The sequence below is a fragment of the Nocardia sp. NPDC060255 genome (assembly GCF_042727395.1).
Lineage (GTDB): Bacteria > Actinomycetota > Actinomycetes > Mycobacteriales > Mycobacteriaceae > Nocardia.
The window spans coordinates 46,739-67,326 of the sequence record NZ_JBHXAU010000010.1 but is presented as its reverse complement, the minus strand read 5'-3'; the positions used below and the strand labels follow the sequence as shown (position 1 = coordinate 67,326).

Annotated in this window: 24 protein-coding genes and 1 riboswitch; of the genes, 16 read left to right on the top strand and 8 right to left on the bottom strand. The window is 66.6% G+C overall.

Translation table 11 applies throughout. The annotated features are described in order from the left end of the window. Positions 1-118: 118 nt before the first annotated feature. The gene (locus ACFWF1_RS19740) at positions 119-487 is read left to right on the top strand and encodes a DUF6401 family natural product biosynthesis protein (protein WP_379280882.1); all 369 of its coding nucleotides are present in this window, start codon (positions 119-121) and stop codon (positions 485-487) included. A gap of 65 nt (positions 488-552) precedes the next feature. Here ACFWF1_RS19740 and ACFWF1_RS19735 read toward each other — a convergent pair whose 3' ends face one another. Next, entirely contained in the window at positions 553-1,422 is an 870-nt protein-coding gene (locus tag ACFWF1_RS19735) for a hypothetical protein (RefSeq protein ID WP_379280883.1), read from the bottom strand. 406 nt (positions 1,423-1,828) lie between these two features. Between ACFWF1_RS19735 and ACFWF1_RS19730 the strand changes: the two genes are divergently transcribed. Further along, complete coding sequence (locus tag ACFWF1_RS19730; protein ID WP_379280884.1) at positions 1,829-2,287, top strand: DUF4254 domain-containing protein; 459 nt, start codon at positions 1,829-1,831, stop codon at positions 2,285-2,287. Positions 2,288-2,379: 92 nt separating this feature from the next. Here the strand turns inward: ACFWF1_RS19730 and ACFWF1_RS19725 are convergent, their stop codons facing one another. Continuing rightward, complete coding sequence (locus ACFWF1_RS19725) at positions 2,380-3,513, bottom strand: AbrB family transcriptional regulator (RefSeq protein ID WP_379280885.1); 1,134 nt, start codon at positions 3,511-3,513, stop codon at positions 2,380-2,382. Between the two features lie 255 nt (positions 3,514-3,768). Continuing rightward, a riboswitch (TPP riboswitch) is annotated at positions 3,769-3,884 on the top strand. On the opposite strand from ACFWF1_RS19725, the gene ACFWF1_RS19720 reads away from it, so the two are divergent. Continuing rightward, on the top strand, positions 3,881-5,269 hold the full coding sequence (locus ACFWF1_RS19720) for a purine-cytosine permease family protein (RefSeq protein WP_379280886.1): 1,389 nt from the start codon (positions 3,881-3,883) through the stop codon (positions 5,267-5,269). Its footprint overlaps the riboswitch before it by 4 nt. A gap of 16 nt (positions 5,270-5,285) precedes the next feature. Further along, on the top strand, positions 5,286-6,107 hold the full coding sequence (locus ACFWF1_RS19715; RefSeq protein WP_379280887.1) for a DUF72 domain-containing protein: 822 nt from the start codon (positions 5,286-5,288) through the stop codon (positions 6,105-6,107). 58 nt (positions 6,108-6,165) lie between these two features. On the opposite strand, the gene ACFWF1_RS19710 is transcribed toward ACFWF1_RS19715, so the two are convergent. Beyond that, a complete protein-coding gene (locus ACFWF1_RS19710; RefSeq protein WP_379280888.1) occupies positions 6,166-7,557 on the bottom strand; it encodes a cystathionine beta-synthase in 1,392 nt (463 codons plus the stop codon). A gap of 110 nt (positions 7,558-7,667) precedes the next feature. On the opposite strand from ACFWF1_RS19710, the gene ACFWF1_RS19705 reads away from it, so the two are divergent. The 9 genes from ACFWF1_RS19705 (at position 7,668) to ACFWF1_RS19665 (ending at position 14,345) form a co-directional block, all read left to right on the top strand. Continuing rightward, positions 7,668-8,147, top strand: a complete 480-nt coding sequence (locus tag ACFWF1_RS19705; RefSeq protein ID WP_379280889.1) for a hypothetical protein — start codon at positions 7,668-7,670, stop codon at positions 8,145-8,147. 19 nt (positions 8,148-8,166) lie between these two features. Further along, positions 8,167-9,057 carry an SGNH/GDSL hydrolase family protein gene (locus ACFWF1_RS19700; protein WP_379280890.1) on the top strand — a complete coding sequence of 297 codons (891 nt, stop codon included), beginning with the start codon at positions 8,167-8,169 and terminating at the stop codon, positions 9,055-9,057. Between the two features lie 40 nt (positions 9,058-9,097). Continuing rightward, entirely contained in the window at positions 9,098-10,318 is a 1,221-nt protein-coding gene (locus ACFWF1_RS19695) for an acetyl-CoA C-acetyltransferase (protein ID WP_379280891.1), read from the top strand. A gap of 144 nt (positions 10,319-10,462) precedes the next feature. Then, complete coding sequence (locus ACFWF1_RS19690) at positions 10,463-10,783, top strand: DUF1330 domain-containing protein (RefSeq protein ID WP_379280892.1); 321 nt, start codon at positions 10,463-10,465, stop codon at positions 10,781-10,783. 242 nt (positions 10,784-11,025) lie between these two features. Continuing rightward, a complete protein-coding gene (locus ACFWF1_RS19685) occupies positions 11,026-11,793 on the top strand; it encodes an SDR family NAD(P)-dependent oxidoreductase (RefSeq protein WP_379280893.1) in 768 nt (255 codons plus the stop codon). A 41-nt stretch (positions 11,794-11,834) separates the two neighbouring features. Further along, a complete protein-coding gene (locus ACFWF1_RS19680; RefSeq protein WP_379280894.1) occupies positions 11,835-12,842 on the top strand; it encodes an alcohol dehydrogenase catalytic domain-containing protein in 1,008 nt (335 codons plus the stop codon). A 47-nt stretch (positions 12,843-12,889) separates the two neighbouring features. After that, on the top strand, positions 12,890-13,612 hold the full coding sequence (locus ACFWF1_RS19675) for a TetR/AcrR family transcriptional regulator (RefSeq protein ID WP_379280895.1): 723 nt from the start codon (positions 12,890-12,892) through the stop codon (positions 13,610-13,612). A gap of 132 nt (positions 13,613-13,744) precedes the next feature. Continuing rightward, on the top strand, positions 13,745-14,179 hold the full coding sequence (locus ACFWF1_RS19670) for a cystatin family protein (protein WP_379280896.1): 435 nt from the start codon (positions 13,745-13,747) through the stop codon (positions 14,177-14,179). Positions 14,180-14,189: 10 nt separating this feature from the next. Beyond that, on the top strand, positions 14,190-14,345 hold the full coding sequence (locus ACFWF1_RS19665; RefSeq protein ID WP_379280897.1) for a DUF1330 domain-containing protein: 156 nt from the start codon (positions 14,190-14,192) through the stop codon (positions 14,343-14,345). An 85-nt stretch (positions 14,346-14,430) separates the two neighbouring features. On the opposite strand, the gene ACFWF1_RS19660 is transcribed toward ACFWF1_RS19665, so the two are convergent. The 3 genes from ACFWF1_RS19660 to ACFWF1_RS19650 form a co-directional block, all read right to left on the bottom strand. Next, positions 14,431-15,291 carry a Bax inhibitor-1/YccA family protein gene (locus ACFWF1_RS19660; protein ID WP_379280898.1) on the bottom strand — a complete coding sequence of 287 codons (861 nt, stop codon included), beginning with the start codon at positions 15,289-15,291 and terminating at the stop codon, positions 14,431-14,433. Positions 15,292-15,415: 124 nt separating this feature from the next. After that, positions 15,416-16,567 carry a class I SAM-dependent methyltransferase gene (locus ACFWF1_RS19655; protein WP_379280899.1) on the bottom strand — a complete coding sequence of 384 codons (1,152 nt, stop codon included), beginning with the start codon at positions 16,565-16,567 and terminating at the stop codon, positions 15,416-15,418. Between the two features lie 118 nt (positions 16,568-16,685). Continuing rightward, the gene (locus ACFWF1_RS19650) at positions 16,686-17,282 is read right to left on the bottom strand and encodes a hypothetical protein (RefSeq protein ID WP_379280900.1); all 597 of its coding nucleotides are present in this window, start codon (positions 17,280-17,282) and stop codon (positions 16,686-16,688) included. 164 nt (positions 17,283-17,446) lie between these two features. Here ACFWF1_RS19650 and ACFWF1_RS19645 point away from each other — a divergent pair, with 164 nt between their 5' ends. The 3 genes from ACFWF1_RS19645 to ACFWF1_RS19635 all read left to right on the top strand — a co-directional run bounded on the left by ACFWF1_RS19645 (position 17,447) and on the right by ACFWF1_RS19635 (position 19,219). Then, positions 17,447-18,022 carry a hypothetical protein gene (locus ACFWF1_RS19645; RefSeq protein ID WP_379280901.1) on the top strand — a complete coding sequence of 192 codons (576 nt, stop codon included), beginning with the start codon at positions 17,447-17,449 and terminating at the stop codon, positions 18,020-18,022. Between the two features lie 60 nt (positions 18,023-18,082). After that, positions 18,083-18,523, top strand: coding sequence for a DUF6153 family protein (locus ACFWF1_RS19640; protein WP_379280902.1), 441 nt, complete (start codon positions 18,083-18,085; stop codon positions 18,521-18,523). Between the two features lie 84 nt (positions 18,524-18,607). After that, positions 18,608-19,219, top strand: coding sequence for a DUF305 domain-containing protein (locus tag ACFWF1_RS19635; protein WP_379280903.1), 612 nt, complete (start codon positions 18,608-18,610; stop codon positions 19,217-19,219). Between the two features lie 99 nt (positions 19,220-19,318). Here ACFWF1_RS19635 and ACFWF1_RS19630 read toward each other — a convergent pair whose 3' ends face one another. Then, entirely contained in the window at positions 19,319-20,086 is a 768-nt protein-coding gene (locus ACFWF1_RS19630) for an alpha/beta fold hydrolase (RefSeq protein WP_379280904.1), read from the bottom strand. Between the two features lie 37 nt (positions 20,087-20,123). Then, positions 20,124-20,558, bottom strand: coding sequence for a hypothetical protein (locus tag ACFWF1_RS19625; protein WP_379280905.1), 435 nt, complete (start codon positions 20,556-20,558; stop codon positions 20,124-20,126). Positions 20,559-20,588: the final 30 nt, after the last annotated feature.

Below are 20,588 nucleotides of genomic sequence, written 5' to 3'. Positions count from 1 at the left end.
CTGGTTCGCCGACAATGATTTTCGTGCGGCAAGTTTGCTGGAACACACTTATCCGGCAAAACAGACTGGGTCAAGCGTCACAGTTTTATAAAGACTCGCCGATTGCTAGCATAGGAACATGTTTTTGCTGGGCCCCGCGTTGCTCGAAGTGTCGGCGCGCAAGATATTGACCCGCCTGCACAAGACGCACGGGGTACCGGCGCTGGCCGCGGCGGCGGAACTGCCCGCGCTGTCGGCGGCGCTGGATCAGCACGCCGCGGCCGTGCGCGACATCCTCGAGCTCGGCGTCGAGGGCGCCGCGCGGGTGCCGATGAGCGTGCTGCTCGCGGGTTACGCCCGCGGCCTCCTCGATCAGGTGCGCGAGGCCGCCGCCGAGCACGGGATGACCGGCGCGGCACCGGGCGATCTCGGCGGCTGGGCGAACGCCGACTGGGTCCAGCTGCGGCTGGCGAGCGTGTGCCTGCACCAGTCTCAGCAATTCGCCTGATCGGCCCCTGACATAGCGCGTCCGCCGCAGGCCGGAGCCCACGGCGGACGCGTTCGTCGTTCGGCCTAGCGCCGCTCGCCCGGATCGCGGTAGCCCATGTACTCACCGGACTGCTCGTACGAACCGCCGCCGCCCTGCATCGCGCCCTGATCCCACTGCTGCGCGTGCTGGCCGCGCGAGGCCTGCTGATCCATCCATAGCTGCTCGCGCGACGCGTCCTCACGGCCACGCGAGTACGCCTCCGCATGCCCCTTCACCGCGGGCATCTCCTCTTCCAGCCCGCTCAGCCAGTTCTCCCAGCGCTGCTGCATCGGCCGCACCATGCCGCCGCCGACGCCGACCACCAGGACGCCGCCGATGGTGGCGAGCACCGTGATCAGGATCGGCATGGTGACCGACGTGGCCACCCCGATCTGGTTCAGCGCCGCGACGATGCCGACGCCCCAGATGAACACCGCGGCGACCCGGCCGATCATCGCGCCGTAGGACAAGCCGCCGAGCATGTTGCCGACCAGGTCACGCACCGCGGAGGCGATCGCGCCCGCGATCACCACGATGATGATCGCGACCGCGGCCTTCGGCAGCCACGAGACGATGCCGTCGAGCAGATCGCTCACCGGGTTCGGGCCGAACACGCCGAAACCGAGCTGCAGGGCGATCAACAGGATTGCGTAGTAGGCGAGCTTCGCCAGCAGGTCCGAGGCATCGTAGCGGCTGCGCGACATCATCTGCTTGAGGCCGCCGCGCTCGACCAGGCGGTCGAAGCCGAGCCGGTCGAGCACCTTGTCCACGATCGTCGAAACGACCTTCGCGACGATCCAGCCGATGAGCAAGATGACGATGAATCCGGCCAGCTTGGGGACGAACGTGGCCACCGAACTCCACGCGTCCGAGAACCCCTTCTGGAAATCGATAGCCAAACTGGAGGTGTACATGCCCGTCCCTTCGCTATCCGATTAAGCCAGGGCGGTTTGCCGAGGCTGCTTCAACGCCGGTTATACCCCGGCCGCATAACTCGAACCTTCCGTTTGCAGATAATTTGCCACATTGCGGCTTTCGGCGCGACCGGTCGCTCGAACCGTGACCCGAAGCCGTACTCTCGACTCCGGCCACCCCCGACTGGTCGGTCTTCCTCACAACCCGTCCCACGCGATGAGGAGAAGATTGTTACGACCTGTCATCACGGTGCCATCTCGATGTCACCGACACGCCGAGGTAAGGGGCGCAGTCTTATCTCGGATTCGGCATCAGGGCAATGCCTCCCGCCTGACGTCACCCGGAGGTGCACGATGAAGACCTTGTCAGCCGCTGATACGAATCACCAGCCGCCGGGAGCCCGCGATGTTCGTGCGTGATCGCGCGCTGCCGGCCACCGGAGGCACCGCTCGGTCGCTGCCGGATCAACGGGAACTGGTCGCCGCCTTCGGCAGCCGCGAGGGCGATCCGAACGCCGAGCATCCGCTGATCGGCTGGGCCCGCAGGCTGGCCGTCCTGCACCGGCAGCGCCGCGGCAATCCGCTCGCGGCCGCCGGAATCGATTGCCGCCGCGCCGAATTGGTCGCCGCCATCGATACCTGGGTGGCCACCCAGCTGCCCCGCCGCAGTTGCACCGAGCACCTGCGCACCGAATCTCTCGGCGCCACGGTCGACCGCATGGCCGCGGCCCACGCGCACGCGAGCCATCTGCTGCACACCGCCGAGAAAGTGTCCGATGTCCGAGTGCACGCGGCGTGGTATCGGCTCGCCTCGCTGGCGGACGAGTGGACGGATCTCATTGTGGGTGCGGTGCGAAAAGCCTAGTGGCGCAGGGGTGTCCGGTCTGGACGGACAATCTTCGCGTCGAACGAGGAGAACGGCAGGCAACCGGCCGGATGGTGTCCGCGCAGGCCGGGTCAGACCACTAGTTCGGGTTCTCGCATGGACAGTTGCCGCGCCGAGAACCAGCGCATCCCCTTGGCCAGCAACGGCAGCATCAGCACCATCAGCAGTAGGCGCATGCTCTGCACACAGGTGATCAGCGGCAGGTTGGCGTCCATCGACTCGGCGGTGGCCAGCACGGCGTTGATACCGCCGGGCGTGGTGGCCAGGTAGATATCGGACAGCTCGAGGTCGACGAAGGTGGCGACCGCGAAGGCCAGGCCTGCGACGATGGCGGACAGCGCGACGATGGTGACCGTCATGCCGGGGATCATCCGTGCCATCTCGCGGACGACGGTCCGGGTGAAGCGGGTGCCGACCTCGAAGCCGATGAGCACGAACAGCAGATCCTTGAACAGGTTCGTCGGCGCGTACCCGTGGCTGACGCCGAACGCGGTGAGCGCCGCGGTCATCAGCATCGGCCCGATCAGCGCGGGGCTGGGCAGGCTGAGCCGTTTGCCCAGCTTGGTGCCGACGACGCACAGCATGACCGCGATGGACAACCCGGCGACCTGATCACCGCGGCCGACGATCATCCAGAACGGCAGATCAGGATTGGTGACCGAGGCGCCGAGCGTCGCGTGCTCGGTGCTCATGCCATCGCCGCTGTGGTTCAGCAGCGCACCGAGAGCGGGCGCACTCACCGCGACCAGCGCGACCCGCAGGTATTGCATGAACGCCACCTGGCGCGGATCCGCGTCCATATCGTCGGCCACCGCCACCACCGCCGCGGAACCACCGGCCAGCAGGCCGAGCGTCGCGGTCGGCAATTCCACGTGGGCGAAGCGGGCGAACACCACCGCGACCAGCAGGCTGATCAGCAGCGTCGCCACCGTCACCGCGAGCACCGGGATCAGCGCCAACCCGATGCTGGACAGCAGCGAGATCTCCAGATAACTGCCCATCAACACACCGAGCATGGACTGCACACCGCAGGTCAATTGCCGAGGCATCGGCGCGGGCAACTTCCCGGCCAACGCCAGCGCGCCGCCGACGACGATCGCGAGGATCATCTGTGGTGCGGGAAAATGCACTCGATTGAGTAACTCCGCCCCGGCAAGCACCGAGGCCAGCAGAGCTACCCATCCGATCACTTGCCTCCGAGTCATACCTAGTAATCCTTGCCCCAGCTAATGAACAAACAGTAACGACTCCGTTATCAAAGTTAACGGACGGTGTGATCCCGGCCGCATGGCGCCAATTGCCTGTTCAGAGCGGACATTTCCTAAGTCACGCAGATCTTCGGACTGTACCCGATATCCACCGTAGCAACTCGAGCGAACTCGCAGCTCACAGCTGTTTGCCAGCTTCGCTGTCCGGATCGCCCGGGCCGCCGGGCCGCAGCGTGTACGATTCGCCCGAACCACCCCCACCGCGGGAGCTCGGGCAAGGCCGGGCTGAGAGGGCGAACCCCAGCGCTTCGCCGACCGCATGAACCTGTCCGGGTAATGCCGGCGTAGGAAGAGCGTTTCGGGCATGTCTGCATCGACCCTGCACAACTCCGAACGGCACGAGGCCCCCTTCACCCTCGACGAGCCCGCCCCGAAGGTGCTGTCCTTCTGGGACCAGAGCGCATTCTGGGCAAACCTGGGTGTCAGCCTCATCGCCTTCTCCGGCGCGTACACCGTGCTGGCACCGAATTCCGACGGCGCACCGCAGATCTCCATTTCCGCGGGCATCCTCGCGATGATCGTCGGCACCGTCGTCGGCGGTCTGATGCTCGGCTTGGCGGCCGTGCCGGGCGCGAAGACCGGCAAGCCGGCGATGGTGCTGTTGCGCGGCCTGTTCGGCGCGAAACTCAGTTATCTGCCAACGGTTTTGAACATCGCCCAGCTGATCGGCTGGGGCACCTTCGAATTGATCGTCATCGGTGACGCGGCCGACGAACTGTTCGGTGGTGGTCCGCACTGGCTCTACGTGGTGGCGGCCGGGGTGCTCACCACGGTCCTGACCATCTGGCCGCTCGGCTCGGTGCGGATGTTGCGCCGGTTCGTCACGGTCGGCGTGGTGATCGCGCTGATCTGGTTCTACATCCAGTTCTTCCGCACCGGCCTGCCGGACCTGTCGGCAAACCCTGGCCCGCACGGCAGCGGCCCGTTCGGCGCGGACTGGAACCTCTTCTGGATCGCCACCGACGCGGCGCTCGCGGTATCGATCTCCTGGGTGCCGGTCGCCGCCGATTACACCCGGCACTCGCGCAGCACCGGCACGGCGTTCGGCGCGGCCAGCGGGGCGTATGCGGTCACGCAGATCGTGGCCTACACGCTCGGCCTGTTCGCGCTTGCGCGCGCCACCGGCGACGGCCAGTACTCGCCGTTCCTGCAGGTCAGCCTCGGCGGACTGTTCTTCTTCGTCTTCGTGTTGCGCGAGGCCGACCAGTCCTTCGCCAACGTGTACTCCACCGCCGTCTCGATCCAGAACCTCGCCCCGCGCGTCGACCGGCGCATTCTGTCGATCGGCCTCGGCCTGCTGATCACCCTGCTCGCGCTGCAGCTGAACATGGCCAACTACTTCGGCTTCCTCGGCCTGATCGGTTCGGTGTTCGTGCCGCTGCTCGGCGTGCTCGTCGCCGACTTCTTCCTGCGCGCGAAGGGCGAGTGGAACACCGCCGACGACGCCCCGCCGCGCTGGGGCATGATCCTCGCCTGGCTGGCCGGGCTCTCGGTCTACCAGCTCATCAACCCGGGCGACGCCGGCGTGTGGACCGACTTCTGGGTGAACATCCAGGAGCAGCTGCACTTCACCAAGCAGGCGTGGATGAGCGCGTCACTGCTGTCGTTCCTCGTCGCCTTGGTGGTCGCGTGGGCGGTCGGGCGGGTCGCGACACTGCGGCAGGACAGGGTAGCCGGCGGCGCATCCGCCTAGCTGCCACGATGGAGTGATGGGCGAGGTCAGGATCGGCACGTCAGGGTGGGTGTATCCGCCGTGGCGTGGCGTCTTCTACCCCGAGGGTGTGACGCAGAAGCGTGAGCTCGCGTACCTGTCGCAGCACATGAACAGCGTCGAGATCAACGGCTCGTTCTACGCGCTACAGCGCCCGTCGAGCTATCAGAACTGGGCGGGTCAGACGCCGGACGATTTCGTGTTCGCGGTGAAGGGCAGCAGATTCATCACGCATATGAAGCGGTTGCGCGCTGGCGACGAGTCGCTGGCGAACTTCCTCGCCTCCGGCCTGCTCGCCCTCGGCCCCAAACTGGGCCCGATCCTCTGGCAGTTGCCGCCGAATTTCCAGTTCGATCCGGACGTGCTCGACACCTTCTTCGGTCATCTCCCCCGAACCACCACGCACGCCGCCGACATCGCGAAACAGCATGACCACCGGGTGGATCCGGCTTATACGACCACGGACGCCGACCGCCCGCTGCGGTACGCAGTGGAGGTCCGTCACCCCAGCTTCGTCACGCCGGAGTTCACCGACCTGCTGACCAAGCACCGGATCGCGCTCGTAATCGCCGACACCGCAGGCAAATTCCCGATGATCGAGGAGGTCACCGCGGACTTCGTCTACATCCGGCTGCACGGACATGACGAGCTGTACGTCAGCGGCTATACCGACGAGGGTCTCGACATGTGGGCAGACAAAATCCGCACCTGGTCCACCCACCACGACATCTACTGCTACTTCGACAACGACGCCAAGGTGATGGCCCCGCGCGACGCGGTAGCGCTGCGCGCCCGCCTCGAAAAGCCGCACGCCTCTTGATTTCCCGCGCCGAAATCGCATGCGATTCTAGGTGCGAGAAATCAAGACGTGCGGGAATTCAGTGGCCGAGTGTGCCGACGCTCAGGAAGCCGAGCAGGTCGTGGCGGGTGATGACGCCGACGGGCTTGCCCTCCTCGACGACCATCAACGCGTCGGTGTCCGACAGCGCCTTGGTCGCGGTGGAGATCGGTTCGCCCGCGCCGATCAGCGGGAACGACGGGCTCATGTGCTTGCCGACCGGATCGGTCAGGTGCGCACGACCCTCGAACACCGCCGAGAGCAGATCGCGTTCCGAGACGCTGCCCGCGACCTCGCCCGCCATCACCGGCGGTTCCGCGCCGACCACCGGCATCTGCGAAACCCCGTACTCGCGCAGGATTTCGATGGCGTCGCGCAGCGTCTCCGACGGATGGGTGTGCACCAGGTCGGGCAGTTCGCCGGACTTGCCGCGCAACACGTCGCCGACCAACGGCTCGACCGTGCTGCCGTCGAGGCGCTCGCGCAGGAAGCCGTAGGAGCTCATCCACTGGTCGTTGAAGATCTTCGACAGGTAGCCGCGGCCACCGTCGGGCAGCAGCACCACGACGACCGCGTCCGGGTCCCGCTTGGCGACCTCGATGGCCGCGACCACCGCCATGCCGCAGGAGCCGCCGACCAGCAGCCCTTCCTCGCGGGCCAGGCGCCGGGTCATGTCGAACGAGTCCGCGTCGGAGACCGCGATGATCTCGTCCGGGATCGCCGGGTCGTAGGCTGACGGCCAGAAGTCTTCGCCGACCCCCTCGACCAGGTACGGCCGTCCGGTGCCGCCGGAGTACACCGAGCCCTCCGGGTCGGCGCCGATGATCTTGACCTTGCCGCCGGACACCTCCTTCAGGTATCGGCCGACGCCGGTGATGGTGCCGCCGGTGCCGACGCCCGCGATGAAGTGGGTGACCTTGCCCTCGGTGTCGCGCCAGATCTCCGGACCGGTCGTCTCGTAGTGGCTGTCCGGGCCGCCGGGGTTGGAGTACTGGTCCGGCTTCCACGCGCCGTCGATCTCGCCGACCAGACGGTTGGAGACGCTGTAGTAGCTGGCCGGGTCCTCCGGTGCGACGGCGGTCGGGCACACGACAACCTCGGCGCCGTACGCGCGCAACACATTGCGCTTGTCCTCGCTGACCTTGTCCGGGCACACGAACACGCAGTGGTAACCGCGCTGCTGCGCCACCAGCGCGAGGCCGACACCGGTATTGCCCGAGGTGGGTTCGACGATGGTGCCGCCGGGCCGCAATTGCCCGGACTTCTCGGCGGCGTCGATCATCTTCACCGCGATCCGGTCCTTGGAGCTACCACCCGGATTCAGGTATTCGATTTTGGCCGCTACCAGTCCGGTATTCGGTCCTACAACAGAGTTCAACCGGACCAGCGGCGTATTGCCGATGAGGTCCACGACATGGTCGGCGATGCGCATGCGCCCCATAGTTCCAGATGGACCCGGTGTGAGTTGGCGCACGCCACGCGCAAGGCCGTCGGCCCGGACAAAACCGGGAATCCGGCAATCCCCCATTTAGGATCCGAACCATGGAGCAGCCGAACATCGCCAGGGCCGGTGTTGTGCTGGCCGGCGCGGCACTGGCCGCGCTGGTCGGACCGGGCGCGCAGGCGAACGCAGTCACCATCGAATTCCCGCAGGTGCTCACCATGGCGCACGGCGGCCTGTGCGGGACGACCGTGCGCACCTGGGCCGACGTCAACCCAGCGTGGCCGGGCCGGGCCATTATCAATATGCGCGCGCTCCCGGTCGTCGGCATCGGCGACGGCGACTATCCGCTGGCCCCGCTGTGTGAGGTGCACACCATGGTGGATTGGCGCAACACCACCACCGGCGCGGTCGGCAGGTACGAGGACACGATCGTCACCGGCCTCTACGGCAGCGTCCAGTACGCGCTGTTCCAGGACACCGGCCCGGGCCATGTCGAGGTCACCGTCACCACCGACGCGGCGAGTATTCCGGCGCACGGCTGGTTCGACGTTCCCGCTCCTGCTGCCCCAGCTGCATAAAGTCGGTACATTTTCTTTTGTGAGCGCACCACGCATCGGCTGGCGTACCGCCGCGGTGACCGGTGCCGCAACAGTCCTGGCCGGTTCCGGAACCGGCGCCGCATGGTGGGCGACCTCTCGACTGTTGATGGCGCAGGCCGGCGCGGCGCGTGGCGTCATCGGCCGCGACACCTCGAAACCCCCTGAAGCCGACGGCATCTACACGGCGGGCTGCCTGGTACCGGAGCGCTGGCGCTCCGGTAAGCACGCGGATCTGCACCTGATGGTCTTCGGCGATTCCACCGCGGCCGGTGTCGGCTGCCTGGTCGCCGATGAAGTACCCGGCGTGCGCCTGGCCCGTGGCCTCGCCCTCGCCACGGATCAGCGAATCCGATTGAGCACCAAGGCGATTTCCGGCGCTACCTCCAAGGGGCTGTCCGGTCAGGTCGATGCGATGTTCGTCGCCGGTCCACCCCCGGACGCCGCGATCATCCTGATCGGCGCCAACGACATCACCAAGAAGCACTCGGTCCGCGCCTCCGCCCGCAGGCTGGCCGCCGCGGTCGCCCGACTACGGATGGCCGACAGCGTGGTGGTGGTCGGCACCTGCCCGAATCTCGGCACGGTGACCGCGATTCCGCAGCCGCTGCGCACGGTGGTGCACAACTGGAGCGTCCGGCTGGCCCGCGCCCAGACGGTGGCCACCAGCGTCGCGGGCGGCCGGCCGGTGCCGATGGGCTATCTGCTCGCGCCGGAATTCCGGGCCCAGCCCGAACTCCTGTTCTCCGCAGACGGTTTCCACCCTTCGGCGGCCGGTTACGAACTCGCCGCAGCGCAACTTCTTCCGGTCCTGCTCGAGGCGCTGGACGAGGCGACCCCCGGTTCCCGTTCACCGGGGCGCGACGTAGATTCGATAGGAACCCGCGAGTAACAACAGCGGTTCGCACGTTCCTTCCGACAAAGGAGTCCTCATGCCTGAGGCTGTCATCGTCTCGACCGCCCGCTCCCCCATCGGCCGGGCGGCCAAGGGATCGCTGGTCGACATGCGGCCCGACGACCTGACCACCCAGATCGTCCGCGCGGCGCTCGACAAGGTGCCCGCCCTGGACCCCGCCCAGATCGATGACCTGATTCTCGGCTGCGGTTCCCCCGGTGGCGAGTCCGGCTTCAACCTCGGCCGTATCGTCGCGGTCCAGCTCGGCTACGACTTCGTGCCCGGCACCACCGTGCACCGCTACTGCGCGTCGTCGCTGCAGTCCACCCGGATGGCCTTCCACGCGATCAAGGCCGGCGAGGGTCACGCGTTCATCTCCGCGGGCGTCGAGACGGTGTCCCGGTACAAGAACGGTTCCGCCGACAGCTGGCCGAACACCCAGAACGAACTCTTCGCCGAGGCGCAGGCGCGCACCGCGAAGACCGCCGAGGGCGGCGCGGGCATCTGGCACGACCCGCGCGAGGACGGCCTGATCCCCGACGCCTACATCGCGATGGGCCAGACCGCGGAGAACGTCGCCGGCTTCACCGGGATCACCCGCGAGGAGCAGGACCACTGGGGCGTCCGGTCGCAGAACCGGGCCGAGGAAGCGATCAAGAACGGCTTCTTCGAGCGCGAGATCACCCCGGTCACGCTGCCCGACGGCTCCGTCGTGTCCAAGGACGACGGCCCGCGCGCCGGCGTCACCTACGAGGCGGTCAGCAAGCTGAAGCCGGTGTTCCGCCCGGACGGCACGGTCACCGCGGGCAACTGCTGTCCGCTCAACGACGGCGCCGCCGCGCTCGTCATCATGAGCGACACCAAGGCCAAGGAACTCGGCCTGACCCCGCTGGCCCGCATCGTGTCCACCGGCGTCTCGGGCCTGTCCCCGGAGATCATGGGCCTCGGCCCGATCGAGGCGTGCAAGCGCGCACTCGCGTTGGCGGGCAAGTCGATCGACGATATCGACCTGGTCGAGATCAACGAGGCGTTCGCGGTGCAGGTGCTCGGCTCGGCCCGCGAGCTGAAGATCGACGAGGACAAGCTGAACGTCTCCGGCGGTGCCATCGCGCTGGGCCACCCGTTCGGTATGACCGGTGCGCGCATCACCACCACGCTGATCAACAACCTGCAGACCTACGACAAGCAGTTCGGTCTGGAGACCATGTGCGTCGGCGGCGGCCAGGGCATGGCGATGGTTATCGAGCGGCTCAGCTGAGCTAGGTAATACGTGAAGGGCGGTCACCGGGTTTCCGGTGACCGCCCTTTCTCGTCCGCGGCTTTACCTGCCAGGTAATCGCTTTCGCTACCTGAAACGTCAAAGATTAAGAGCGTCAACGCAACAACAGCTCAGGAGTCCGCAATGCCCGCCTATGCGATCGCCCACTTGCACGACGTCGACGTCAATGCCGAGATCGTCGAGTACCTCCAGCGGATCGACGCGACGCTGGCGCCGTTCGGCGGAAAGTTCCTTGTGCACGGCGGTAAGCAGACCGTGCTGGAGGGTCCGGCCAACGGCAATGTCATCGTGCTCGAATTCCCGGATTACGAAGCGGCACAGGGCTGGTACGACTCGCCCGCGTACCGCGAGATCCTCCCGCTGCGCACCGGCAATTCGGTCGGCGTCGCGGTGCTGGCCGAGCATTGCGGCGACGACCACGTGGCGACCGATGTGCTGAGCTGATTCGGCTTGAAACACAGAACGGGTGGTTACCGGAAATCTCCGGCAACCACCCGTTTTGCTGCTGCGGCCGTGTCGTCTCGGCAGGGTGACGACGGGAAACCCCCTGAACCGTGTGTCGCCGGGCCGTTCCGGTGGCCTCGCGCTGGCGGTATCCAATCTCGCCTACAACGACGCTATGCAAAGTTATATAGCGATGATACATTCGTTCTCTGTTGGGAGGTCCCCGGCGAACGAAGGACAACGTGAGCGAGGAAGAGTCGATGAGCCTGGAAGGGAAAACGGCCCTGGTGACCGGGTCCAGCAAAGGGATCGGTCGGGCGATCGCCCTGCGGTACGCCGAACGCGGTGCCGACGTGGTGGTGAACTACTCACGCGACAAGGCCGCCGCGGATGAGGTGTTGGCGCAGATGCGCAGTACCGGAGTGAAAGCGATCGCCGTGCAGGCCGACGTGTCACGGGTCGAGGAGATCGATCGGCTGTTCGAGTCCGCGCTCGACGAATTCGGCAAGGTCGATGTCGTGGTCGCCAACGCGGGGATCGAGAAGGTAAACATTCCCGTGGTCGAGGTGACAGAGGACGATTTCGATCTGCTGTTCCGCATCAACACCAAGGGCCCGTATTTCGTCCTGCAGGCCGCGGCCCGTCACATCGCCGACGGCGGCCGGATCATCAACATCGCCTCCAGCTCGACAGATCGCCCACAACCGGGCCTCGGGCTCTACGGCACAAGCAAGACCGCTGTCAAATACCTGGTCCAGGTCCTGTCACTGGAACTCGGTTCCCGCGGCATCACGGTGAACACACTTTCGCCCGGACCGATCGAAGGAGCGGGCATCTTCACCGATATTCCCGACGACGATCCCTACAAGAAGACACTGCGGGAATCGGTGCCCCTCGGCAGGCTCGCCACGCCCGGCGACATCGCCGACTTCGCTGAATTCCTCGCCGAGGACCGGTCGGTGTTCCTTACCGGCCAGGAGATCTTGATGAACGGCGGATCAAGCAACTGATCCCGCGACTACGGAGAAAACCAATCGACAGGAGTACGACGATGACAGCCACAATGCGGGCGATCCAGGTAATCGAGGCCGGAGCGCCATTTTCGTCCATGACGGTGCCCGTGCCCGAGCCAGGGCCGGGGCAGGTCCGAGTCCGAGTCCGCGCGTGCGGTGTCTGCGGCGGAGAGAACATACCGCGACTGGGACTGATGGGCGTTACGCTGCCCCGCACCCCGGGCCACGAGGTGGCCGGTGATGTCGACGCCGTCGGGGCCGGGGTGACGGCCTGGCAGCCCAGTGACCGAGTGGGTATCGGCTGGCACGGTGGCAGCTGTCTGACATGTCCGCCGTGCAGGCAAGGCGACTTCGTCAACTGTGCGTACCGGACGATTGTGGGACTGTCCTACGACGGCGGCTACGCCGAATACATCGTCGTCCCGCAGGACGCGCTCGCGCGCATCCCGCACAACCTCACCTACGAGGAAGCCGCACCCCTGATGTGCGCGGGCATCACGTCCTTCAACGCCCTGCGCAACTCCGGTGCACGTCCGGGTGACACGGTGGTCGTACACGGCGTCGGCGGCCTCGGTCACCTGGCCGTGCAGTTCGCCGCCAAGATGGGGTTCCGCACGATCGCGGTCAACCGCGGGCGAGCAAAGGAAGACATCGCCCGCGAACTCGGCGCCGACGAATACCTCGACAGCGACGCGGGCAGCGTCGGCGAGGCCTTGCAGCGATTGGGCGGTGCTCACGTGGCATTCTCCACGATCGGATCGAGCTCGGCCCAGGCCGATCTGATCCAAGGACTGCGGCCCAACGGCCACCTACTCATCGTGGCCAGCGAACACCAGCCCGTCGAGGTCGCCCCGGATCTGCTGGTCTTCGGCCGCCGCAAGGTATCGGGCTGGTACAGCGGGCACGCCAAGGACAGCGAGGAAACCATGGAATTCGCTGCGCTCAAAGGCATCCGGCCCCTCATCGAGACCTACCCACTCGAAGATGCCGAAGTCGCCTTCCAGAACATGGGCAAAGCTCGGTTCCGCAACGTCCTCACGACATGACCCCACCGGCCATCCTGTACCGGCGCTACATTTCGTAAAATAGCAGCGTGACACAGAAGGTGGGCGTGCAGGTAACGACGAGAACCCGGCTACTGGACGCGGCGGCCCAACTACTCGCTGAATCCAGCGGCTCGCAGATCACCACCAGGGCGATCTGCGAGCTGGCCGGGGTGCAGGCACCGACGCTGTATCACCACTTCGGCGACAAACAAGGCCTGCTCGACGCGGTCGCGTCCTACGGCTTCGAGCAATACCTCACCGCGAAACGCACGAGCACACCATCAGAAGATCCACTCGCCGACATCCGCCACGGCTGGGACCAGCATGTCGGTTTCGCTGTTGCGAACCCAGCGCTCTACGCGGTGATGTACGGCCAAGTCGTGCCCGGCAAACGACCCGCACCCGCAGCCGACGCGGAAGCGCTGCTGCTGGCGTTGCTGACTCGCGCCGCCGGCCAAGGCCGACTGACCACCACCCCGCAGACGGCCGCCGATCTCATCTTGGCCACCAACGTCGGGGTCGCCCTCGCTCTCATCACCATGCCGCCCGACCAACGCGACACCACACTGTCCGACCGCACCCGCGACGCGATACTCGCCGCTATCGCTGTATCGGATACACCGACCGCCGCGACCAAATCCGATACGGATCGCTCAACCGCCTCCCGCAGCGCCATCGCCTTGCATGCCGCCTTGGCGGACGGGACATCGCGTCTTTCTACCAACGAAACCTCCCTGCTCAAAGACTGGCTACGCCGATTAGCCGACTGATGCCAATGAGGTAGGAACCCTCGCGCCGACCGAGCCCTGTGGGCGGGGCACGGCCGAAGCCGAGGACTGGGGTCGGTGGGCTACGGCGAGTCGCGCGTTCAGAGTATTGATGTGGGTTGTTGAATGTCCGGCATGACAGCTCGTCGGCTCCGTCTGGGTTCGATTCCGTTGATCGCGGCGGGCGTCACGATCGCTGTCTGCACCGGCGCCGCGCACACTGAACCATCCTCCACCGCAGAATGGTTCGCCGCAGACACGAAGAGCCGCGAGGTGCAGACCGCGACGGCGCTCGCGGTGCACGACATCAACATTCAGTCCAACGCGCCGTACTACAGCAAGCTGATCCGCATCATTCATGCGGATCAGCAAATCAACGCAGGCGTTCTTTACAGAATCGTCTTCGACATGGCCGAAACACTCTGCCGCAAATCCGAAACCGTGGACACGAATTGTGCAGTCGCTCCGCAAGGACGGCGAGACCGCTGCACAGCAAAAGTCTGGGTGCAACCCTGGCGGAACTTCACCCAACTCCAGGACTTCGAGTGCCAGGCGACGCGGCCGGCCTAGATGGGTCGGGATGAGCGACTTCCCGGATTGTCAAGCGGCACAGGGCTGGTACGACTCGCCGGAATACCGCGAGATCCTCCCGCTGCGCACCGGCAATTCGGTCGGCGTCGCGGTGCTGGCCGAGCATTGCGGCGACGACCACGTGGCGACCGATGTGCTGAGCTGATTCGGCTTGAAACACAGAACGGGTGGTTACCGGAAATCTCCGGCAACCACCCGTTTGTCAGTTCAGCGGTCTACCACCGCCGCCCTTAATCGTTGTTGAAGTAGCTCAGCAGTCGCAGGATCTCGACGTACAGCCAGACCAGGGTGACGGTCAGGCCGAGCGCGACGCCCCAGGCCGCCTTCTCCGGCGCCTGCGCGCGGATCAGCTGATCGGCGGCGTCGAAGTCGAGCAGGAAGCTGAACGCGGCGATCGCGATGACCACCAGGCTGAAGATGATCGCGAGCGGGCCGCCGTCGCGCAGGCCGAGGCCGCCGGAGATGAAGAAGCTGGCGATCAGGTTGCCGATCGCGAGGACGAGCACGCCGATCATGGCGCCGACAATCATCCGGGTGAAGCGCGGTGTGACGCGGATCGCGCCGGTCTTGTAGACGACCAGCATGCCCGCGAAGACGCCGAAGGTGCCGAGCACGGCCTGCGCGATCATCGCGCTGCCGCCGACTCCGCCGAACGAGATGTTGGTGAACATGAACGACAGCGCACCGACGAACAGACCCTCGAACACCGCGTACGACAGCACGATGACCGGGTTGTCCATCTTCCTGGCGAAGGTCGCGACGAGCACCAGCACCAGGCCGACCAGGCCACCGCCGATGACGAACAGCGGCGCCAGCGAGTGGTTCGCATTGGTCAGGCCGTAGGAGATGATCGCCGACAGCGCGAGCACGCCGAGCGTGATGGCCGTCTTGGTGACCACGTCATCGATGGTCATCGCCCGGGTGTCGGTCGGCTGCTGATACGGCTGCGGCTGCTGGTACTGCTGCCCGTACTGGTTGCCGTACTGCTGACCCATCTGGCCCGCACCGGTCACGCCGGAACCGAAGTTGGCGTAGCCACTGCCCTCTTGCCTCGGCAAATTTCTGAATACCGGATTGCTGGTGCTACGCACTTGCGTCCCTTTCTGGTCGATGCCGCCGTTCGTCGAGCTCTCGCTCGAGAACCAACTGCTAGGTCCAACGTTTGCTGCGCGGCACGAGTTCCCAGGGAACTTGCCGACGCGGACAATTCGGACTCTACCGCTGTTGCGCGTCGTGCAGGCCACGCACGGACCGAGTGACCGTGAACTTGCGGTTGCGCCCGACCACGTCGGTGCGGCCGACCATGCGCTCGATCACCCCGCGGTAATTGAGATGGGAGTTGAAAACCGTCCACAGCTCGCCGCCGGGGCGCAGCACCCGGCCGGTCTCGGCGAACATCTTGATCGCCGAGCCGGTGTGCACGGCAGCACCGACATGGAAGGGCGGATTGCACAGCACCAAATCGGCGCTGTTGTCGGCGGCCGAGGACATCGCGTCGTCACGCACCACCGTCACCCGCTCGGCGACGCCGTTGACGGCCACCGTCGCCCGGGCCGAAGCCACCGCGGCCGCCGACTGATCGGTGCCGAGCACCCGGAGCGCGGGTCGCGCCTTGGCCAGCGCGACGGCCAGTATCCCGGTGCCGCAGCCGAGGTCGATGGCTTCGCGCGCATCGGGTTTCATCCACTTCAGGTGGTCGAGCAGGAACCGGGTGCCGATATCCAGCCGGGCGCCGGAGAATGCGGCACCGTGCGCGACCACGTCGATGCCGAGGGCGTCGATCCGGTCCTGGACCGGGAACGGCGGCTCGCCGACCGGTTTCGGCCCGCTGACCAGCAGGGTGCGCGACTTCTGCCGGCCACGGCTGGCCCGGACCTCGGAAAACGACTGGGCCAGAACGTCGTTCATCGACTTCGTCAGATACTTGTCCCGGCCGCCCGCGAACACCAGCACCTCGGGATCGGCGTAGCGGGCGATGGCGTCGGCGACCTCGGTCAGCCCGGCCAGCGCCCGCGGCAGCCGCAGCAGCACCACCCGGACGCCGGCCAGCAGCTCGCGGCCGAGCGGATACGCCGTGTAGCGATCGGCGTACCCGAGCGCGCGGGCGTTGTTGGCCAGGGCGAGTTCGCCGGTCAGCAGATCCTGATACACCCGGACGTTGCGCAGGTCGTGCGCGGCGACCGCGCCGATGGTCAGCGCACCGTACGCGTCGCCGAGGATAGCTATCTTTCCGCTATCAGAACTGGCGAGCGCTTCATCGGCGACATCGAGGATCAGCCGATCGGCGGCATCCACGGCGTAGAGGTTCAACGCCTCTACATCTGGATACCGCCGCAGCCGGCTCAGTACGTCCTCGATATCTGCCACCCCTCAAGTGTGCTAGATCGTTGCCCTAGGTTCACACCGGCCCCGGCAAACCCACCCCAGCAAACCGTGCAGTCTCTTGTGTGCTAATCGAAAATGATAGCACCACAACAGATTACGGTCAATTGACACCCGCTTTGCCGCCGATCGGGGTCACCGCGTGCCAGACCCCACCGACACCTTGCCCGAGCAGGTCACCCGCCTTCTGGTCTTTGGCGAAGAAGTAGACCGGCCAGCCGGCGAGGGTGATTTGGCATGCGCCATCAGCACGTTCGACGAAGCCGATGAGTTGCGGGTCGATACCCCCGGCGTACACGGCCTGGCCGCGCCGCACGACCAACGGCGGCCACGTCGCGGCACAATTATCCGCGCAATTCGACTTGGGCGGCTTCGCGGTGTCGTTGTCGAACCGGTACAGCGCGCGGTCGGTGACCGTAACGTACTGTCCGACAGCGCTATTGTCCGCGATGGCGAGCTGAACGGCATTCGCGCCGGTCGGCGCCGTTCCGCTGTAGATCTTCAGCCAGTCCTGCGTCTTGGCCGGCGCCTGGTTCTGCGGCGCGCCCGCCGGAGCCGCGACCGAGGTCGACACTGCGGGAGCCGGGGTCGCCGGCTTGGCCGGATCGGCGGTTCCGCAGGCACTCAGCAAACCGGCGAGAATCACCGAGGCAGCGGCGAATGGCCGGGTGGCTCGCTGGAAGTGCTTGGTCGACAGCATTATTCAGATCCTCCGGACCCATCGATGACGCGCGAATCGCGTCCGGTCATCGAGAACTACGAGGCAGACCCACCGGCGGTTCACCCGAAATTACTTCCGATGGCAAACATCGAGAAACCCATAAATCCCGCACGATGTACTGATAGCCGATTACCATCAGTCTCATGCGTAACAGGATGGTGTTGGCCATCGCCGCTGCGACGGCACTGCTCGCGGGCTGCGGCGACGACGGATCCACCGCGCACACCCCGGCCGCCCCCACCTCGACCACCGGCACCATGGCCGAGGCACCGAGCGCGCCGCGCGACGCGACGGCCAAGCGGGGCACGGCGTCCGGCGATGCGGGCCTCACCGTCACCAACATTCGGATCGGCCACCAGTCCGGCTTCGACCGGGTGGTCTACGACCTCGGCGGCAAGGGCGCCCCCGGCTGGATCGTGCAGTACGCCGACCGAGCCGTGCAGGACGGCAGCGGCAAGCCGATCGACGTGGCCGGGAACTCGATCCTCGAGGTGCAGATCCTCGGCTCGGCCTATCCGTTCGACAGTGCCGTCGCGCCGTACGCGGGGCCGGATCCCGCGACCGACCCGAGCGCACCCCTCATCGCGGGCGTGTATCGGACCACCGTGTTCGAGGGCACCACCCAGTCCTTCATCGGCGTCAATGCGGATCGGCCCGGGTTCACCGTCACCACGCTGACCAATCCGACGCGGCTGGTCATCGACGTCGCCACCCCATAGGTACCCGTACCGCCAGGGGGTATCAGCATCGAGCCGATCAGCCGTCACTACACTGGCCGCGTGGTCGAACAGCACCTCCCGCTCCGCGCCACCGGGCTCGCCCGGGCGCTCGGCGTGCTGGTGCTACTCGCCGGGATCGTGGCGATGCACGCGGCGGTCTTCGCGATGCACGGCCACGCGGATGCGGCGGTCCCCGATCACGGCGCGATGGCGATGCCGACCGCTGTCAACCAGCCCGTCGCTATGCCCGACGCCAATCATGGTGCGCCGGGCGCGGATTGCGCGGGCGACGGATGTGGCGGCGCCCACGGCGGAATGCACGGCTGTGTGTTCATCCTGGCCGCTACCGCCCTGTTGCTGGCGCTGGTGCTGCTGTATCGGATCACCGTCGATCGCCCGGGCAATGGTGTTGCGCGGCTGCGTCATCGGCGGCCGCGGCGGGAACGGTCACCGCCGTGGACCGTGCTCTCACTGGCCGAATTGTCGATTCTGCGGATCTGACAGGTACCCGGCGACCGTCTCGACGATCGCCGGAGTTCGCCATGCCCGAATCCCAGTCATGCGCAATTCACAAGGAGCACAACCATGTTCATCACCCGTACCCGAATCACCGCCGTCATCGTCGCAGGCGCCGCCGCCCTCGTCCTCGCGGGCTGTAGCGACGACAACGCCATGCCCGGCATGGATCACGGCGCATCGAGCACCCCCGCCGCCAGTACGCCGGCGGCCCGCAGCGACTTCAACGACGCCGACGTCACCTTCCTGCAGATGATGTATCCGCATCACGCGCAGGCGGTCGACATGGCGAAGCTGGTGCCGAGCCACAGCCAGAACCCGCAGCTGCTGGCCCTCGCCGCCAACGTCGACAAGGCCCAGGCACCGGAAATGCAGCAGATCAGCACGCTGCTGCAGAGCTTCGGCAAGCCCGCCCCGACCGCGGGTAGCGGACACGGCGGCCACACCATGCCGGGGATGATGAGCGCCGACCAGATGGCCGCCCTGCAGGCGGCGTCCGGACCTGACTTCGACCGCCAGTGGCTGACCATGATGATCGAGCATCACACCGGCGCGGTCGCCATGGCCGAGACCGAGCTCGCCGACGGCACCAACGCCGAGTCGAAGACGTTGGCCCGCACCATCATCGACAATCAACGCGCGGAAATCGACACCATGCGCGGCATGCTCGGCCAGGGCTGATCCGGCCGCCTGTCGCACCGGGATACCCCGCTGGCCCCGGTGCGACAGGCCCCCACTCGCAGATACCGCGCTCGCTGCCTGTACCGGACTCGGCACTCGTCAAGGCGCATCGCCGCGCTCGAAGAAATTCTCCAGCAACGCGTTGAACGGTGCGCCGGTGTCGGGCACCAGGTGCCCCATCCCCGCACACACCGCGCGTTCGGCACCGGTCTGTTCGGCGATGGCGTCGCAGATGATCTCGTTCGACTCCATATGCCCGCCGGAGATCACCAGGATCGGAAAGCCCGCCGCCCGTAGCTGTTCCATGGGCGGTGCGGCCTCGTCCGGCGGGCGCGCGCCTTGCAGCCGTCGCATCCCGTCGATCAGCACCGGCGGTATCTGCTCGCCGAGGGCGACGGGCACGCCCTCGACATCGAAGAAGCGCGTCAGCGCGGCCTCCGGCGACAGATCCGGGTCCTCGATCAGCGCTCGAGTCGCGGCAGACACCCAATCGACCGCAGCGTTCCCACGGGCGATGCCGAACAACGGCGGCTCGACGATGGTGAGCGATCGAACGTGCTCCGGCCGCAGCGCTGCGGCATACATCGACACGATCGCGCCATAGGACAACCCGACCAGATGGACCGGCCGGTCGAGCAGCTGATCGGCGAGCAGGCCCGCCTCCGGCTCGAAATCCTGGCGGCCCGCGGCGGGGGTGCCGCCGTGACCGGGGCGGTCCGGCGCGAGCAGGGTCCACCGCGCGGTCAACGGCCGTTGTGCGCGCCAGGCCTCGCGGCCGCCGAGGATCCCGCCGTGCACGAGCACGACCGGCGGCCCCGCGCCCCACCGGTGGACATGCAGCCGGACATCGGGATTCGTCGGATCCATCAGCGATCTCCTTCGGCTCGACCGTCGTGCACCGGGGTTACTTGCCGGTGGGCGGTCCGCACTTCTCCATGTTCACCTGGGTCATGTGCAGGCTCGCCTGGGCGATGTCCGGACCGACGGAGTCGATCGTGGCCTGTCCCTTCGAGATGGCCCGGTAGCCCGCGCTGATCTTGTCGATATCGCCGGTCACCTCGGCCGGCGCGATGGCCTTGACCTGGTCGAACTGATCGGCCGTCTTGGCGTAGTCGGCCGGGGTGATATCCGACTTCGAGCCCATAGCCCGTGTGCTGCGGGACAATTCGACCATCGACTGGCAGTAGTCCGCGGGCTTCGCCGGGGACTGCGCGGCGGGCGCCGCGGCGCTGCTGGCGCCGGGGGCGGGGGCACTGCTGCTCTTGTCGTCGGAGCAGGCCGAGCCTCCGGCCGCGACGAGGGCGATGAGCGCGAACGCGCAGAGTGGTCGGCGATTCATGGACGGTTCCTCCGAGTCTGATGGCTTGTG

Coding starts and splice junctions, on each gene's coding strand:
- ACFWF1_RS19740 (WP_379280882.1), top strand. CDS start 119: ATGTTTTTGCTGGGCCCCGCGTTGCTCGAAGTGTCGGCGCGCAAGATA.
- ACFWF1_RS19735 (WP_379280883.1), bottom strand. CDS start 1,422: ATGTACACCTCCAGTTTGGCTATCGATTTCCAGAAGGGGTTCTCGGAC.
- ACFWF1_RS19730 (WP_379280884.1), top strand. CDS start 1,829: ATGTTCGTGCGTGATCGCGCGCTGCCGGCCACCGGAGGCACCGCTCGG.
- ACFWF1_RS19725 (WP_379280885.1), bottom strand. CDS start 3,513: ATGACTCGGAGGCAAGTGATCGGATGGGTAGCTCTGCTGGCCTCGGTG.
- ACFWF1_RS19720 (WP_379280886.1), top strand. CDS start 3,881: ATGTCTGCATCGACCCTGCACAACTCCGAACGGCACGAGGCCCCCTTC.
- ACFWF1_RS19715 (WP_379280887.1), top strand. CDS start 5,286: ATGGGCGAGGTCAGGATCGGCACGTCAGGGTGGGTGTATCCGCCGTGG.
- ACFWF1_RS19710 (WP_379280888.1), bottom strand. CDS start 7,557: ATGCGCATCGCCGACCATGTCGTGGACCTCATCGGCAATACGCCGCTG.
- ACFWF1_RS19705 (WP_379280889.1), top strand. CDS start 7,668: ATGGAGCAGCCGAACATCGCCAGGGCCGGTGTTGTGCTGGCCGGCGCG.
- ACFWF1_RS19695 (WP_379280891.1), top strand. CDS start 9,098: ATGCCTGAGGCTGTCATCGTCTCGACCGCCCGCTCCCCCATCGGCCGG.
- ACFWF1_RS19690 (WP_379280892.1), top strand. CDS start 10,463: ATGCCCGCCTATGCGATCGCCCACTTGCACGACGTCGACGTCAATGCC.
- ACFWF1_RS19680 (WP_379280894.1), top strand. CDS start 11,835: ATGACAGCCACAATGCGGGCGATCCAGGTAATCGAGGCCGGAGCGCCA.
- ACFWF1_RS19670 (WP_379280896.1), top strand. CDS start 13,745: ATGACAGCTCGTCGGCTCCGTCTGGGTTCGATTCCGTTGATCGCGGCG.
- ACFWF1_RS19665 (WP_379280897.1), top strand. CDS start 14,190: ATGAGCGACTTCCCGGATTGTCAAGCGGCACAGGGCTGGTACGACTCG.
- ACFWF1_RS19650 (WP_379280900.1), bottom strand. CDS start 17,282: ATGCTGTCGACCAAGCACTTCCAGCGAGCCACCCGGCCATTCGCCGCT.
- ACFWF1_RS19645 (WP_379280901.1), top strand. CDS start 17,447: ATGCGTAACAGGATGGTGTTGGCCATCGCCGCTGCGACGGCACTGCTC.
- ACFWF1_RS19635 (WP_379280903.1), top strand. CDS start 18,608: ATGTTCATCACCCGTACCCGAATCACCGCCGTCATCGTCGCAGGCGCC.
- ACFWF1_RS19630 (WP_379280904.1), bottom strand. CDS start 20,086: ATGGATCCGACGAATCCCGATGTCCGGCTGCATGTCCACCGGTGGGGC.
- ACFWF1_RS19625 (WP_379280905.1), bottom strand. CDS start 20,558: ATGAATCGCCGACCACTCTGCGCGTTCGCGCTCATCGCCCTCGTCGCG.